Source organism: Paenibacillus sp. sgz302190, from assembly GCF_059820445.1.
In genome coordinates this window covers 269,431-286,039 of the sequence record NZ_JBZYAO010000002.1, presented here as the reverse complement: position 1 = coordinate 286,039, position 16,609 = coordinate 269,431, and the positions used below count along the sequence as shown (strand labels likewise).

At 54.1% G+C, this 16,609-nt stretch carries 12 protein-coding genes; 7 read left to right on the top strand and 5 right to left on the bottom strand.

Annotated elements, in window-relative coordinates; genetic code table 11:
• Positions 1–331: 331 nt before the first annotated feature.
• The 4 genes from AC6RNO_RS04775 (at position 332) to AC6RNO_RS04760 (ending at position 4,947) form a co-directional block, all read left to right on the top strand.
• Positions 332–1,975 (top strand): extracellular solute-binding protein, encoded by a 1,644-nt coding sequence (locus tag AC6RNO_RS04775; protein WP_497104780.1) that lies wholly within the window; start codon positions 332–334, stop codon positions 1,973–1,975.
• Between the two features lie 136 nt (positions 1,976–2,111).
• On the top strand, positions 2,112–2,969 hold the full coding sequence (locus tag AC6RNO_RS04770; protein ID WP_497104842.1) for an ABC transporter permease subunit: 858 nt from the start codon (positions 2,112–2,114) through the stop codon (positions 2,967–2,969).
• A 55-nt stretch (positions 2,970–3,024) separates the two neighbouring features.
• A complete protein-coding gene (locus AC6RNO_RS04765; protein ID WP_497104841.1) occupies positions 3,025–3,888 on the top strand; it encodes an ABC transporter permease subunit in 864 nt (287 codons plus the stop codon).
• 687 nt (positions 3,889–4,575) lie between these two features.
• Positions 4,576–4,947 (top strand): VOC family protein, encoded by a 372-nt coding sequence (locus AC6RNO_RS04760; protein ID WP_497104779.1) that lies wholly within the window; start codon positions 4,576–4,578, stop codon positions 4,945–4,947.
• Positions 4,948–4,954: 7 nt separating this feature from the next.
• Here the strand turns inward: AC6RNO_RS04760 and AC6RNO_RS04755 are convergent, their stop codons facing one another.
• Complete coding sequence (locus AC6RNO_RS04755) at positions 4,955–7,267, bottom strand: helicase C-terminal domain-containing protein (protein ID WP_497104778.1); 2,313 nt, start codon at positions 7,265–7,267, stop codon at positions 4,955–4,957.
• A gap of 176 nt (positions 7,268–7,443) precedes the next feature.
• On the opposite strand from AC6RNO_RS04755, the gene AC6RNO_RS04750 reads away from it, so the two are divergent.
• Genes AC6RNO_RS04750 through AC6RNO_RS04740 form a run of 3 tightly spaced genes read left to right on the top strand, consistent with a single transcriptional unit; the run spans position 7,444 to position 11,478 of the window.
• Positions 7,444–7,872: a MarR family winged helix-turn-helix transcriptional regulator gene (locus tag AC6RNO_RS04750; RefSeq protein WP_474682498.1), complete on the top strand. Its 429-nt coding sequence runs from the start codon at positions 7,444–7,446 to the stop codon at positions 7,870–7,872.
• Positions 7,873–7,910: 38 nt separating this feature from the next.
• Entirely contained in the window at positions 7,911–9,680 is a 1,770-nt protein-coding gene (locus AC6RNO_RS04745; RefSeq protein WP_497104777.1) for an ABC transporter transmembrane domain-containing protein, read from the top strand.
• Positions 9,673–11,478, top strand: a complete 1,806-nt coding sequence (locus AC6RNO_RS04740) for an ABC transporter transmembrane domain-containing protein (protein WP_497104776.1) — start codon at positions 9,673–9,675, stop codon at positions 11,476–11,478. The genes AC6RNO_RS04745 and AC6RNO_RS04740 overlap by 8 nt, the downstream gene beginning before the upstream one ends.
• Positions 11,479–12,573: 1,095 nt before the next feature.
• Here the strand turns inward: AC6RNO_RS04740 and AC6RNO_RS04735 are convergent.
• The 4 genes from AC6RNO_RS04735 to AC6RNO_RS04720 form a co-directional block, all read right to left on the bottom strand.
• A complete protein-coding gene (locus tag AC6RNO_RS04735) occupies positions 12,574–14,034 on the bottom strand; it encodes a peptidoglycan DD-metalloendopeptidase family protein (RefSeq protein ID WP_497104775.1) in 1,461 nt (486 codons plus the stop codon).
• Positions 14,035–14,142: 108 nt separating this feature from the next.
• On the bottom strand, positions 14,143–14,376 hold the full coding sequence (locus tag AC6RNO_RS04730) for a cold-shock protein (protein WP_474682492.1): 234 nt from the start codon (positions 14,374–14,376) through the stop codon (positions 14,143–14,145).
• 64 nt (positions 14,377–14,440) lie between these two features.
• Positions 14,441–14,641: a cold-shock protein gene (locus tag AC6RNO_RS04725; protein WP_054817005.1), complete on the bottom strand. Its 201-nt coding sequence runs from the start codon at positions 14,639–14,641 to the stop codon at positions 14,441–14,443.
• Positions 14,642–15,573: 932 nt separating this feature from the next.
• Positions 15,574–16,527 carry an EamA family transporter gene (locus tag AC6RNO_RS04720; protein WP_497104774.1) on the bottom strand — a complete coding sequence of 318 codons (954 nt, stop codon included), beginning with the start codon at positions 16,525–16,527 and terminating at the stop codon, positions 15,574–15,576.
• Between the last annotated feature and the right edge of the window lie 82 nt (positions 16,528–16,609).

Genomic DNA, 16,609 nt, shown 5'->3' with positions numbered 1-16,609 from the left:
ATTACAGAGGGTCCGAGCGCACGTCCGCGGTGAAAAGCCTGCACTTTGCAGGTTTTCTCCGCATTTCCAGGTAAATTTGCTTTGTTTCCAGCATGTGTGCAAGTTTCTCGTCAGTTTGTTGTAAAGGCGCAGTTTTTGAAAATATGCAGTTTTTGAAATCCGTCTGCAAGGCGCTTCTGCGTCGTTTTCTGGCTGCGATGTTAAGCGTTTTCAAAAAATGGGGATTCATCAAAAACTGATCGTTTACGCCTCCTCGAACGAAAGATTACAGTTAGATGGAATCGGCAAGGATTTGGTACACAACCAATACTTCAATGAGGGGATGATGGCAATGCGCAAAAAATTAGCAGTTGTGCTCTCGCTTTTTATGGTTTCCGCCGTTGTAATGACGGGGTGCAGCGATTCCGGTTCTACTTCCGGGGGCGAAAGCGGGGGAAAAAGCGACTCCGGTTCGGGAAATGCAGGCGGCAGCGGCGCGAAGGTACAATTAACGGCCATAATGGTCAAGCACCCGCTTACCAGACCGCTGGCCGAAATGGAATGGCTGAAAAAGGCGCAAGAAGCGGCAGGCGTTGAAATCAAATGGCAGGAAATTACGGCGGACTGGGGGCAAAAGAAGGGCACCATGCTGGCCAGCGGCGACGTTCCGGACTTATTTGTCGGTCCCAATGTCATTACTGACGCCGATTTTGCGCAATTTCAGGGCTTGTTCCAGGATTTGTCCGATTTGGTTGGCAAAGACGCTCCGAACGTTCAAATGATGTTTAATGAAAAGCCCGAGACCAAAATCATCGCCACGCAGCCTGACGGGAAAATATACGGCTTACCCAGGTACCAGCGCTTTTGGCCCGCTTCCGCTACAAGACAATTTATCAATCAAAAGTGGTTGGACAATCTCGGTCTAAAAATGCCGACGACGTGGGATGAGTTATATAACGTGCTGGTGGCGTTCAAGCAAAAAGACGCGAACGGCAACGGCGATCCGAATGACGAGATTCCTATGGACTGGCCGGGCGGGATCGGCGGATATTTCAATCCTGCGGTCCTCTTGGGTAGCGAGGGCATTACTTTATCCGACGGAAGTCCCCAAGGATATTACGTGGAAGACGGGAAAGTGAAAAACTTCCTGATCGACGAACGTTTCAAAAACCTGGTCGTATTTTTGAACAAATGCTATGCTGCCGGGCTGATCAATCCCGAAGTGTTTACTCACGATTACACGAAATTCCAGTCGATTGCCCGTGGTACCGGGGATACGGCGAAAGTCGGCTTCACGTGGGGCTGGGTCGGATCGGACAGGTTCGGAGACCAGGTGGCTCCGCAGTATACATCGATGCCCCCGCTCAAGATGTCAGCCGATTCGACCTCCAAAATAACCTGGAGCTACGACTACAATTCCCTGAACTTTGGAAGCAACATGATTGTCATGTCGGCGAAAACGAAAAATAAAGACGCGGCGATGAAATTCATCAATCAGCTGTATGACCCTAAAGTCAGCATGCAGGTTTTGTTCGGTTCGTTAGGCCCGAATATTAAAGATAATGGAGATGGAAGCTATAGCGTCCTGCCGCCAACCGATCCGAAAATGGATCCCGGAACATGGAAATGGACGTCGACTATAGCGGATAACGGACCTTTGTACATTCCGGATTCCTTGAAATTGAATCTCGGCAAAGATATGAGCGAAGTGCTCACACAATCCGAATCGCTGAAGAGCGCTTTGAGTGTGAACACCAAGACGGATGTATTCCCGGCCATATTTATCAAATATTCGACCGCGGACAATAACATCCTCAGCTTGAACAACACGAATCTCATGAATTTGGCCAATCCGAAATTTGCCCAGTGGGTTACGAAAGGCGGCATTGATGCCCAATGGGACGCTTATGTGAAAGAATGCCAAAAAGCCGGATTGCAGCAAACCATTGAAATTATGCAAAAATACTACGACAGCTTCATGAGCAAAAACAAATAAATCGCATCCATCCAAAAGGGAGAATGCCGTGATGAGCGCTCAAATACGCGAAGCCGACAAAATCGCTGCCGGTATCCGCTTAGCCGGAAAACCGACAATTGTAAGCACATTCAAACGCGACCATCAACTGTGGATCATGATTTTTCCGGCAATCGCCGTCATCCTGCTTTTTAATTACGTTCCGATGTACGGCATCCAGCTCGCTTTCCGGGACTACGATTTTTCCAAAGGGCTCACGGGAGGGGAATGGCGCGGACTTTACTATTTCAAGCAATTTATTAACAGCTATTTGTTTGCCGATTTAATGAAAAATACGTTTACCATCAGCTTGGCGTCGATTGTGCTCGGATTTCCCGCCCCGATTATTTTGGCGTTGATCCTGAATCAAATCAGAAGGAAAAAAGCGAAGCAAATTTTGCAAACGACGGTGTATTTGCCTCATTTTATTTCCACCATTGTACTGGTCGGAATGCTGAATGTCCTGCTATCGCCGGAAACCGGCATTGTCGGGTACTTGATGAAATCCGCCGGAATGAGCGATGTAAATTTGCTGGCCTCTACCAAAGCATTCATGCCGGTCTACGTGCTCTCCGATATTTGGCAGCATTGCGGGTGGAACAGCATTATTTATCTAGCTGCGTTGTCTACGATCGACCCCCAGCTGTACGATTCCGCCAAAATAGACGGGGCCGGCAGATGGCAAACGATCCGTTACGTGGATCTACCGGCAATTGTGCCTACGATGATTATTTTGTTTATTCTCAGCATGGGGAATATACTCGGCACCGGCTTTGAAAAAATCTTTTTAATGCAAAATTCGTTAAACCTCCCGGTTTCCGAGGTCATCGCCACTTATGTATATAAGATCGGCATTGTGTCCAATCAATTCAGCTACTCGGCGGCAATAGGCTTGTTCAACACAGTCATCAATTTTATATTCCTGATTGCCGTGAACAGCATTTCAAAAAGATTTTCAAATATGAGCCTGTGGTAATCGGATGGCGGAGGAGGGAGCCGACTTGGGTTTATTAAGCAAGCATGGCAATGACATCGCATTCCGTCTTGTTTTGTTCGTGTTATGCGTCTCGTTCTTTCTGATCATTGCCTACCCGTTGTACTTTATCGTTATTGCATCCGTTAGCGATTCCACCCTGGTGTCAACCGGCCAAGTCTTGTTTCTGCCGAAGGGCGTCAGCTTTTTCGGATACCAGGAAATTTTTAAAGACTCGAGAATTTGGGTCGGATATCGAAATACCATCGTTTACACATTGCTGGGCACTTTCGTAAATTTGCTGTTCACTTTACCGGCAGCCTACGTGCTCTCAAGGAAGGAATTCGCGGCCAGGCGCGTTTTAATGTTGATCTTCGTCATTACGTTGTTTTTTAACGGAGGCTTAATTCCGACTTACTTGTTGATAAAAGGACTGCACTTGACCAACACGATGTGGGTTTTCATTTTTCCTTTTGCCGTGAACGTGTTCAATCTCATTATTGCGCGAACGTTTTTTGAAACTTCCTTGCCATCGGAATTGTACGAAGCGGCGGCGATGGATGGTTGTTCTCACTTCAAGTTTTTTGCACAGGTGGCTCTGCCTTTGTCCAAAGCGCTTATATCGGTTATCGGCCTGTACTACTTGGTCGCGCACTGGAACGATTTTTTCACGGGTTTGATTTACATAAGAAATAACGAGCTGCAGCCGCTGCAAATCATATTGAGAGATATCCTTCTGTCGAATCAGGTTTTTGCCAATGGCGCAGGCTTTGGCGGCGACGCGGGAGGCTACGCGCAAAGATATGCCGACCAAATCAAATACGGCGTGATCATCGTTTCAACGCTGCCGATCTTAGTCCTTTATCCTTTCATCCAAAAATACTTTGAAAAAGGCGTATTGATCGGCTCTATAAAAGGGTGAACGAGCGGGGGGAACCGGAAGGTTGCCGCTAGGGCGGGCGATTCACGGACCGGTCGCGGGGCCAGTCGAAGGGCCGTTCGACCGCCGCCATGCGTCGGCGACACAACGCGCGCCCAGGACTCGCGAAGCGGCTTGCCAGCCTGGAAAACCTGCAAATGTGAAGGTTTTTGCCCGTTGAGGCGCCCGCGGTGGAATATTCCTGCAAATGTGCAGGCTTTCCGGCGAATACATAGGCTCAAACCCATTTTGAGCAAAAATTCCTGCACAATCGCAGGCTTTTCCCAAAAACGGGCCACTTCCGCGGAAAAAGCCTGTATTTTCGCAGGCTTTTCGGCTTGCCGAGCCGCTGCGCGGGTGGCTGCGACCAAATCGAAGGGTCCTCAGACTGTTCACAGCCAAATTGAGGCTCCCTTCTGAGCATACAGCTCCCTCTCAACAGCCTGACTGCTGCAGTTTTCTGAGCGCACTAGTGGTGAGGCGGCAGTTCTAGCAGACGCGTAATCCGATGGACACTTTGACAACGCTCATACAGCCACGCTTGTACCAGCCGCTCCTTGGCACGAAACGACATTTTGCATTACCGCTACATAAGGAAGGCTTTGTGAGGAAAGCCCATTTGCAAATTTCGCATTGTGCCATATAATGAAATTAAGTTTCATCTAACAAAACAATCAAGGTGGTGCTTCTATGACCTGCGAATTTGTTGGAATCGACCATGTTCAATTAGCCGCGCCGGCAGGCTGCGAGGATGCGGCCCGGGATTTTTATCACGGCGCGCTGGGCATGTGTGAAATTCCCAAGCCCGACAAGCTGAAGGCCAGAGGCGGGGTCTGGTTTCAATGCGGCGCCCACCAGGTGCACATTGGCGTGCAGCAGGATTTCGCCCCCGCGCGAAAAGCGCACCCCGCTTTCGAAGTCCGCGGCCTGGCTGCGCTTCGGACCCGCCTGGAGTCGCGCGGCGTGAAGGTCCAGGACGACGATGCGCTCGAAGGCGCGGAGCGCATTTACATCGACGATCCGTTCGGGAACCGGATCGAGCTTTTGGAGTGGAGGAGATAGCGCGCGGCTATTGCGGCGGCCGAATGACCCGATACTCCCTCCACTCTTCAGGCAGCAGCCGCTGGTAAAGCGGCTGCAAATACCGGTCGTCCACGAGCAGCAGCGTGCCGCGGTCCGTCTCGGAGCGGATGAGCCTCCCGCCGGCCTGGAGCACTTTATTCATGCCGGGGTACACGTAGGCGTATTCGTAGCCGTTTTTGCCTGTCCGGTCCATGTAGTCTTTGATGATGTTCCGCTCCAGTCCAAGCTGCGGCAGGCCGACGCCTACGACGACAACGCCGGTCAGCCGGTCGCCGACCAAATCGACGCCTTCGGAAAAAACGCCGCCCATTACGGCAAACCCGATCAATGTTCCCGGATTTCCAGCCTGAAAAGCTGCGAGAAAACTTTCCCGCTCCTCTTCGCTCATCGACGGCTGCTGCACCATCGTCTTCACCTGCAAGCCGGCTCCATCGCCATCCGCGGCAAACATTTCATACACACTGTTCATGTACTCATAAGAAGGAAAAAACACCAGGTAGTTGCCGGGCCTATCCTCGGCTAACTGCCGCAGCGTACGCGCGATCGGTTCGCGGCTCCGCTCCCGGTCCTGATAGCGCGTGGACTGCGGCTGGATGAGCACGTCAAGCTGCTCCTTGGCGAACGGAGACGGCACCGATACCGAGTAGTCGTCCTCCCCGCCGCCCAGCAAGTCCATGAAGTAGGACAGCGGAGACAGCGTCGCCGAGAAAAACACGTGCGACCGGTACCCCTTGCCCATCTGCCGCAGCAGATGCGACGGGTCCAGGCAGAACAGCCGCACGCTCACCTCGCTTTTGGCGCATTCCGTGTACGCCACATAGCGCTCGTCGTACAGCTTGGCGATGCGGACGAAGTTCTGCGCGCCAAAATAGGTGTCAAGCAGCAGCGCAGAAGGCTGGTCCGGGCGCGTGCCCGCCAGTTCCTTTTCCGCCGCCTCGGCAAAAGCTTCCGCCAGCACAACAAGCGCTTCCGGCAAATGCTCTTCTACGCGGTTGGCCCGCTCGCCGACCTGCTTGCGCACGGCGATCAGGAAATCGTTGACGGCTTTCGCAGCCGCGTACACGGCCGCATTGACGCCTTTGAACTCCCGCTGCACGCCGAGAAAATCCGATTTGTTCAGCGCAGCCGAATACATCTCCCTCGCCCGGTCCACCATGTTGTGCGCCTCATCGATCAGCAGCACGGTCTGCTTTTTCTGCTCCTCAAACATCCGCTTCAAATTCACCCGCGGATCGAACACATAATTATAGTCGCAAATAACCGCATCCGCCGCATAAGCGGCATCCAGCGAAAACTCGAACGGGCACACCCGGTGCTTGCGCGCATACTGCTCGAACACCTGGCGGCCGACCAAAGTTTCGTTGGCCCATAAATCCAGCACCGCCTCGTTAATCCGGTCGTAATATCCGTCCGCAAACTCGCAATGCTCCTTCGAGCAGCGCACTTCCTCCTGGAAGCAAACCTTCTCCTTCGCCGTAATCGTCACGGCCTGAAGCTCCAGCCCTTTCTCCCGCATAATCGCAAAAGCTTCCTCAGCCGCCGTTCGCGTCAGCGTCTTGGCCGTCAAATAAAAAATGCGCTGCAGCAAGCCTTCCCCAATCGCTTTGACGGAAGGAAAAATCGTCGAGATCGTCTTGCCCGTCCCGGTAGGCGCCTTGGCAAACAACTTATGTCCGTTCGCTATCGTTTGGTACACGGCACCGGCCAACTTGCGCTGCCCTTCGCGGTACGTCTCAAACGGAAACGCGAGCTCCTTGATGCTGCGGTTTCTATTCCGTTCATGCCGCACCTTCGCCTCCGCGTAAGGATAATACCGCGCCACCACATCGAGAACGAACTGTTCGAGTTCTTCCAGCGCAGCCTCCACGGCGAACTGCCTCTTGGCTTCCGAGCCGATCTGAACATACGTCAACTGCACGCGCATTCGGCTTAACCCGTGATCCCTGGCGTACATATAGGCATAAAATTTGGCCTGCGCCCAATGCACGGGATACCCCTCCGACTCCATCAGCCCGATATCGCCGGAAGTCGATTTGATCTCGTCCACGGTGACCGTCTCCCCGTCAAAAAGCAGCCCGTCGCAGCGCCCGTCCACGACAAAGACAAGATTTTCAAAAGCAATCTCGGCCGACACGTAGACTTCCCGCCGGTCTTGTTCGCCGTACATTTGCTGTATGGTTTGGTGCGCCTTCGTACCCTCGGTCAAAGCGGCGCTCGTCCGGAATCCGGAGTCTATGCTCCCGCTGCGAAACGCGTATTCGACCATAGAACGTACGGCAATTTTGACCTTATCCGGCATGTGCGTTTTGCTCCGTTTCAGAAGAACATTTGTTCCTTATTGTAGCATAGCCGGACACATTTTGCCCATCGCGCTCTGATAGGAAATTTGGAATTTTGTGTATTTGCATATTGACAATAAAATCCGGGCGCTCTAAGCTATTTATTAGCCGACTAATCAATAAGGAGACCCGTTCCATGGATCGTTCCAATTCCATCATTCATTTGATGTCCCATGCCGTTAAAATGCACCGGCACACGGTCGATCAGATGATTCACGAACACGATGTATACTCCGGCCAGCCTCCGCTGCTCATCCGCCTATCCGAACAGGACGGCCAAAGTCAAAGCGATCTGGCATCGAGCATGCGCATTACGCCGGCGACGCTGACCGTCATGGTGGACCGCATGGAGAAAACCGCCCTTGTCGAGCGCAGACCCGATCCGAATGACCAGCGGGTATCCCGCGTCTATTTGACGGACAAAGGACGCCGGGCGACGGAAGCCGTCATAGCTGCGATTCAGGCTGTCGATGAAAAGTGCTTCGAGCGGTTTTTGCCCGAGGAAAAACTGCTGCTCCGCCGCCTGCTGCTGCAAATGCACGACAACTTGCACAAATCCGACTGAACAATTAATTAGCCGACGAACAAAACGAGGTGATGTTTATGTGGAAGCTGCGTTCTTATATTAAACCCTACTGGGCTGCGGCACTGCTCGCTCCTCTGCTCATGATCGTGGAGGTATGGATGGACTTGACCCAACCGCGGCTGATGGCGGCCATCGTCAATGACGGCGTGAGCAAGGGCGATCTTCATCTGGTCTGGACGACCGGACTTCAGATGTTCGGCATCGCTTTGATCGGGCTGCTCGGAGGCGTGGGCTGCACCTTCTTTTCAAGCCGGGTGTCGCAAAACTTCGGCGCAGACTTGCGCATGAGCCTGTATGCGAAAGTACAGTCGCTTTCTTTTCGCCAGCTCGACAAGTTTCAAACCGGATCGCTCATCACCCGCCTGACCGGGGACGTCGTACAGATGCTGGGGCTGCTGCAAGTACTGCTTCGCCAGTTCGTGCGGGAGTTCTCCCTGGTGATAGGCAGCACGATCATGGCGGTTATCGTAAGCCCGCGGCTGTCGCTGATTTTGGCCTTCGTCATCCCCGTGCAATTCGTGATCCTGCTCGTGCTGATGCGGCGCTCGACGCCGCTGTTCAAGGCTATGCAGCAGAGACTGGATAAAGTCAATACGGTTCTGCAGGAAAATACGACGGGCATGCGCGTGATCAAAGCTTTTGTCCGCGACGCCTTCGAGCGGGCCCGGTTCGGCAAAGCCAACAACGACTATTTGGACCGGGGGCTGAGAGCGGCGCGCATCGTCGCCTCGACTCCGCCGTTAATGACATTGATTTTGAACGTCAGTGTCGTCGGCGTCATTTGGTACGGAGCCGGGCAAACTTGGAGCGGCGCGATGGCGATCGGGGATTTGGCCGCTTTTCTGATTTATATGACTCAGGTGCTGTTCTCCCTAGTATCGATCAGCAACACGCTGATGACCGTCTCCCGGGCAAAAGTGTCCGCCGACCGCATCCGCGAGGTGCTGGATACGGAACCGGATATGCACGAGTCCGCGGCTGACGGCGGCGAAAAGCACAACAGCGCCGAGTCGGGCGCCGTAGACGCCAAACCGTCGGGTCGGATCGTTTTCGACCATGTCTCATTCGCCTATGGGTCGAATCCCGACAAGTTGGTGCTGGAGCAGATCAGCTTCACCGCCGAGCCGGGCCAGACCGTCGGCATTCTCGGAGCCACCGGCTCGGGCAAATCGACCCTCGTCAGCCTGATTCCGCGGCTGTATGATGTCACGTCGGGCCGCATTCTCATCGACGGCGCCGATGTCCGCGACATGCCCGTGGAGCGCCTGCGCAGCAAGATCGCCATGGTGCTGCAGCAGTCGATTCTTTTCAGCGGCACGATCCGCGACAACATTCGCTTCGGCAAGCCTGAAGCGGCCGAGCCGGAGGTGGAAGCCGCAGCCAGAGCCGCCGAAGCGCACGAGTTTATCCGCAAGCTGCCGGACGGCTACGACGCCAAGCTCGGACAGCGCGGCGTGAACTTGTCCGGCGGCCAGAAGCAGCGCATCTCCATCGCCCGCGCGCTGCTGATGAGGCCCCCTATTCTGGTGCTCGACGACAGCACAAGCGCGATCGATCTCACTACCGAGAAGCGCATCCAGCGCTCGCTGCAGGCTCTGATGAAGCAAAGCACCTGCATCGTCATCGCCCAGCGCATTTCGTCGGTCATGCATGCGGACCGGATCATCGTCTTCGAGCAGGGCCGCGTCGCGGCTGCGGGCACACATCATGAGCTGCTGGCAAGCAGTCCGGTGTACCAGGACATCTACCGCTCGCAGCAAGGAAAGGAGGCCGCCATGCATGGCTAACGGCAGGAATGGCAAGAATGGCAGGAACGGCAACCCGGACAAGCCGCCAAAAGCGCGGGCACAAAACGCCGAGGCCGCAATCCGCAGATTGTGGCAGTACTTGAAGCGCCAGCGCGCCAGTCTCATCACGGTTTTTATCGTGACAGTACTGAGCAGCGGCCTGGGGCTGTTAGGCCCCTATTTTATCGGACGGGCAATCGACCGCTACATCATTCCACGGGACTATGACGGCTTGCTGGGGTTCTGCCTCCTGCTGCTCGCCATATATGCCTGCAGCGGCATGATGTCGTGGGTTCAAGCCTTCGCCATGGCCGGAGTATCCCAACGCACCGTATGGGAATTGCGCCAGGATTTGTTCGCGCATTTGCAAAAGCTGCCGATCCGGTTCTTCGACCAGACGACGCATGGCGAGCTGATGAGCCGCACGACCAACGACGTGGAGAACGTGTCCACCGCGCTCAGCCAAAACCTGACGCAAGTCATCACAAGCGTCATCACCATCATCGGCTCTTTTGCCATGATGCTCGCGCTAAACCCGTGGCTGACCCTGCTCAGCCTGGTTACTGTGCCGATAGCCTTGTACACGACGAAACAAATCACGAAGCGCACGCAAAAGCTGTTCAAGGAACAACAGCAACAGCTCGGGGAATTGAACGGTTTGATCGAGGAAACTATCTCCGGGCAAAAGGTCGTCAAAACGTTCCGCCGCGAAGCCGCCTCCATCCGCCAGCTGGAGGAAATTAACGCCAGGCTCAAAAAAGCTGGCACCGCCGCCCAGACTTTGTCCGGCTTGATGGGCCCGCGCATGAACTTGATCAACCATTGCGCTTTTATTTTGCTGGCTGCCGTCGGGGGCTGGATGGCGCTGAAAGGCTGGACGACGATCGGCATCGTGGTTAGCTTTCTCAATTATTCCAGGCAGTTCAGCAGACCTGTCAACGATCTGGCCAACCAGTACAATATGATTCAGTCCGGCATAGCCGGCGCGGAGCGCGTCTTTGAAGTTATTGACACGGAGACGGAATACGAAGCCGGATCCGGCAGCATGAAGCTCGCCCGCTTGGAGGGCGAAGTCGTTTTCGAGGACGTCTTTTTCGGCTACAAAAAGGAGCTGCCGACTTTGAGCGGCATCTCGCTAACGGCGAAGCCGGGCGATACGATCGCGCTCGTCGGGCCGACCGGCGCCGGCAAAACGACGATCATCAATCTGCTGACCCGCTTCTACGAGATTGATCAGGGTTCGATCCGCATCGACGGCCATGACATCCGCCAGTTGGACAAAAACAACCTGCGCAGCCAGCTCGGCATCGTGCTGCAGGACGTGTACCTTTTCTCGGATTCGATCCGAGAAAATATCCGCTTCGGCCGTCTGGACGCGACGGACGAAGAAGTCGAGGCCGCCGCGCGCCAGGCGAACGCGGACGGCTTTATCCGCAAGCTGCCGCAGGGCTATGACTTCAGGCTGACCGCCGAAGGCGGCAACCTGAGTCAAGGCCAGCGGCAGCTGCTCACGATCGCGCGGGCGATTCTCGCCAACCCCGCGATCCTCGTCCTCGACGAAGCGACCAGCAGCGTCGATACGCGCACGGAAATGGCCATCCAGGAAGCGATGGCCCATCTGATGCAGGGGCGCACGAGCTTCGTGATCGCCCACCGCCTGAGCACGATCCGCGACGCGAGTGCTATCCTGGTCATCCGCGGCGGCGAAATCGTCGAGCGCGGCACCCACGAGGAGCTCCTGGAGCTCCGGGGCCACTACTACGAACTGTACGCGAACCAGTTCCAGCAGGTTGGATAAGGCGGCCACGTGCCGCCGCCCACCCGGGCATTTTTGCCCGCCATCGCCCCGCTATCCCCGCCAGTATCTCCTCCTGGGTTCTCCCGCCCCGCATCTCCTCCCGGGTTCTCCGACCAGCATCTCCTCCCGGGTTCTCCGACCAGTATCTCCTCCCGGGTTCTCCGACCAGTATCTCCTCCCGGGTTCTCCGACCAGTATCTCCTCCCGGTTTCACCGACCGGTATCTCCTCCCGGGTTCTCCCGCCCCGTATCTTCTCCCGGGTTCTCCGACCAGCATCTCCTCCCGGGTTCTCCGACCAGTGTGAAGGAACGGGTTAGAGGAACCGTCGGGGACGCAGCCGCCCTTACCCAATCCACGCCTCTGCAGCCCTTAAATGGGGAGCACAAGGCGATTCGACGAATAAAAAAACCTGCAAAAGTGCAGGCTTCTTCCGTAAAAATAGTCCATTTTGGCGAAAAGCCTGCGATTGTGCAGGAATTTTCGGCTTAAATGAACCTAAGCCCGTGTTCGCGGCGAAAAGCCTGCACAATTGCAGGAATTTTTCGTGGCCAGCGTTTCAGCCGAGCAAAAACTGTACTTTTGCAGGTTTTCTCCCGCCATTAGTATGCAACCATACCTATCACGGTGGATTATCAGTAAGCCGTGCATACTTAAAACTCTGAAAACTATCGAACGATTACCATCATCTAAGACTTGACGCAGTACGGCAGGTTGTTGGAGCAGCTCTGGCGTGTGGGTTTCCGGGCAACGTGTTTTTGCCCCTGATGCCCTTGCCCACGAGTCATCCCTGCAAATTTGCGGTTTTTTCCAGATTTGAGGGTTTGACTTGGCCCGCAATAATTGGAAATTCCTGTACAGTTGGGGCATTTCCTCCTTCCTCCAAACGATCGATCCCGCCCGAAAAGCCTACACTTTCCAGGCTGTTGAGAAGAAAGTCCAATGATTCTTATTAAATGCAGGGGCACCGATTTAAACCGATCTGAGAGAGACGTCTAGGTCATCCTTTTGGTGACTGGAAACAGACATTAACCCAAAAAATACAACAAAAAAGCCCGAACTCGCTCCAAGCGGCTCAGGCATTGTCCAGTTTATGGCTAGTTCTCCTTTGTTTTCAACCAGTGGAACGGGTTCGTATTGAAAAAAAGGTTCGGGTTCACCTGTACATTATGCGCCCAGAACGTAAAATGCAAATGCGGCCCCGTCGAAAATCCCGTCGTTCCGACGAGCCCGATGATGTCGCCCCGCTTCACCTTGTCCCCCGTCTTCACGCGCAGCTCGGAGAGGTGGGCGTACTGCGAGAACAGCCCCATCCCATGATCGATATAGATGGAATTGCCTGTAAGATACAGGCTGTCAGCCAGCGCTACCACGCCGTCGTTCGTGGCCTTGATCGGCGTCCCTTCTTTGGCCGCCAGGTCGATCGCGAGATGCGAACTGTCGTATTTGCCGTTCACATAGCGGGTGTAACCGTATGGCGTCGTCAAAATCCCTTCGATCGGCTGAATGAAATCGGACGAAAACAAAAACTCCGCGGACGACTGGCTGCGCGCCAGATCAATCTTTTTCTGATCCGCCTGGATGCGCTGCGTATCCTGTTTCATGCTCTCCATCTGCTTCGTTACTTGAAGATACTGGGTTTCGAACTTCTTCGCCTGAACCGTAAGCGTCTGGTCGCCGATCGGGTACGTGCCCGGTTTGGCCTGCATCGTGATCGGCAGGTACGTGAAATAGCCCGCTCCGTAGGCTTGCAGCTTGTACGTTTTGCCCAGCCACTCGACCTGCCCCGGTCCGCTATGCCGAACCAGCACGACATCGCCTGGCGACGCCGTGTTCGGAAGCAAGGCCCATAGCGGGCTCATGGCAGCCTTGGCCGTATTCGCCGAGGCGTAAAGCACGCTTTCCTGCTTGAGCTTGCTCATGCGGCTCCGTTCTTCTTGCATACCCGCGCGAATATCCGCCGTAACTTCGCTGTGCCAGGTCTGCCCGCCATCCGCCGTCACCAGCAGAGGCGGCTGAAAATCCTTGGCATCCGTCAGGAGAGCCCACCCGATCTTCGCCGTCAAAAATTGCGACTGCTTGACGGAATAAGTCTTGGCCCCCAGCGTAATCGTCACCGGCGGTTGGAGCGAAATCAGCTTCCCGTCCGCTCCCGTCTGCATCAGCTCGTCCAGTAGGGAATCCGGCGCTTGTGTCCCCGCGTTCTCCGCTTCCGGCTGCGCTTCTTCCGCCGGCACGTCAGCCGCGGCCTCCTGCCAGTGGACCCCGCCATCCGCTGTCGTCATCGTTCCATCGGCGTACTTCAGCCATCCGCGATCGAAGTCTGCCATATGAAAACTGACTGCCTCCCGCGGGGGCGGAGTCGGCGATGCCGAAGGCTCCGCACTCTGCGAATGCGCCTCCTGTTTCCAAAAAGGCGCTTCCATCATCATGCCACCGCCAAAGTAAATGACGGCGCACGCCGCGATAAGGCTGACACCGGTCAGAATCAGCCAATATTTCGGTGATTTCAACAATGAAGTGCGGCGCTCCGGGCGCGCATTGCGTGGTGGAGTCATTTCAGCATCCTTCCCTTATCGGCTTCCTACCTGTTATGTGCTAATGATAACACAAAACCCGGAGACATTCGCGTCCCCGGGCCGTTAAATTCCTCAGCGGTCAGACTTCTAGGTCTGCGCGCCTTTTTTGAGAGATTTTTGATACATGCTCGTATTCATATTCGTAAGCAAAGGAAGCAGCCTCTCGCTGCGAACCATAACGGAATGACAAAGGGGACAGGTCGGCACGGACTCAAATGTAAAGTTATCGCGCATCCAACCTTTACAGCCTTCTTTTTCACAAGACCATACCGGCGTATTTTCTACAGGCAAATCTTCTAACGATCTTTTCCTGGAATACATGATATCGCCCCCCTAAAATGAAAAAACCGCCCTTACACGGTGTTAAGGGCAGTTTAATTTCAGCTTACAGCTTTACTACGTTCTCAGCTTGTGGTCCGCGGTTGCCTTGAACAACGTTGAACTCTACGCGTTGGCCTTCATCCAAAGTTTTGAAGCCGTCGCCTTGAATCGCGCTGAAGTGTACGAATACGTCGTTGCCGCCTTCTACTTCGATGAAACCGAATCCTTTTTCTGCGTTAAACCATTTTACTGTACCTGTTTGCATGGTCATACCTCCAAAATTAAATTAACATGTTATTTTAATTCTCCAAGAGAAATAAAAAATTCACACATTGCAAAAGGCTCCATCTCACAAATGTTATCCCTTTGCAATATGTGAATCCTATTTACACCTAATTGTATTTAATCATACCACATCATGTTTGGAAATACAATTGCCTGGAAAAAACTTTCGTACAATTTTTTTGAAACAGCGAGATCAACCTGAGCGCCCCCGTACAAAGGCAGGCTTATCCTCGTTCATCAAGCCCTCCGACGCGACGAAAAAAAGGGTGGCCGCTCCTTTACCCCTGCAAGGGGATGGGGGTCGACCGCCGCCATGCAGCTGCGCCGCCCGAGATTCGCATACGTTAGCTCGAAAAACTCGCCCGTTGGAGCCACATCTCCCTGTGCCTACGCGCAAAAAGCCTGCAGAAATACATCTTTTTGCCACCGTAATACGCATGATTCGGATAATTCCTGCAAATCTGCAGGAATTCCACCTACACTGCGCGCTCAACCCTCACTTTAGAGATAAATTCCTGCACATTTGCAGGCTTTTCCCTAAAAATGGGCGGTTCCACTGAAAAAAACTGCATTTTCGCAGGTTTTACAAGCTACCAGTGGCCCGCGAACGCCTTTCGCGCGGGTGTGCCCGCTCTTCGCGCTCAGCCCCCACATCAGGGATAAATTCCTGCACATTTGCAGGCTTTTCCCAAAATGGGGCGGCTTCGCTGAAAAAACCTGCATTTTCGCAGGCTTCACACGCTGCCGGGAGTCCGCGTACGCCTTTCGCGCCTCATCCCAACCGACTTTGGCGCCCAGCGCTCCTCGTGCGCCGCTCTTCGCGCTCCGACGCGACAAAAATTGCACCGCGCGAACTCCCAGCGCGCGCGGTCGGCCCAGACCGCTTGCCCCCCAGGTGGGGGACAGCGCCGCTTATACCCGCTTCCCTTGCTTGGCCGGGAGCACCCTTCCTGTGCTCGGAATTTTCCGTTTGCCCAGATTGGTGCCGACAATTCCGGCAATAATAAGCACAGCGCCTACGAGATGAAAGTAAGCCAGCTGTTCGTGCAAAAAGATTACACCGGCCGATACCGACACCAGCGTCGATAAATGCGAAAATACGCTCATTTTGGAAGCTTCCAGATGGGACAGCGCATAATTCGATAACAGTGAAGTGACGATGGAGGACAGAAGACCCAGATACAGAATCGACAAGACGAACACAGGACTTGCAAAAGGCGTGAAATATTGCGTGATCGTTCCTGCCGATATATGCTGGACGACGGAAACGGCGTTGAAAAAAACAAAGGCAAAGGCGATCATCACATAGGTAATTTCCTTATAGCCGAATTGCCGGAGCAGCTTTTTGCCCAGCACGTTATAGCCTGCCAGGGATAGTGCGGATATCAGCAGCAGAATGGAACCGATAGCGCTCGCCGAGTGCAAATCCACGCCTTTCATGGCAAAAATAAATACGACTCCCGCGACGGAAACGACGACGGACAGCTTTTGCAGCGCAGAGGTCTGCTCCTTTATCAGAAACGCAGCGAGAATCATCGTGAAAATCGGCACGGTGGCCTGAATAATTCCCGCTTCCGAAGAAGTCGAATATACGAGGCCGAACACCTGCAGCGTAAAGTACGCGGCCGGGTAAAACAGGGCTAACGGCAGTATCGCGAGCACATCCCTGAGCTTGATGTTCAAGCGCACCCATCCCAATGCCACAGGAACGGAAGCGGCTATGAAGCCGACCGTGAACCGATGCGCCAGCGCATTGAGCGGGTCGGCCGCGGTTAACGCCATTTTCAGAAATAAAAATGATAAGCCTATGATAACGCTAAATGAAACAGCGGCGAGGTAAGCTTTTGTTTTGGTTTTAGTCTCCATACCATTTCTCTCCTTTTCGTAACTTAAGAAATCGATCGCTGCGGTTTCGGTTGGGATGACTTCATAGTAACTCTCAGCTTTG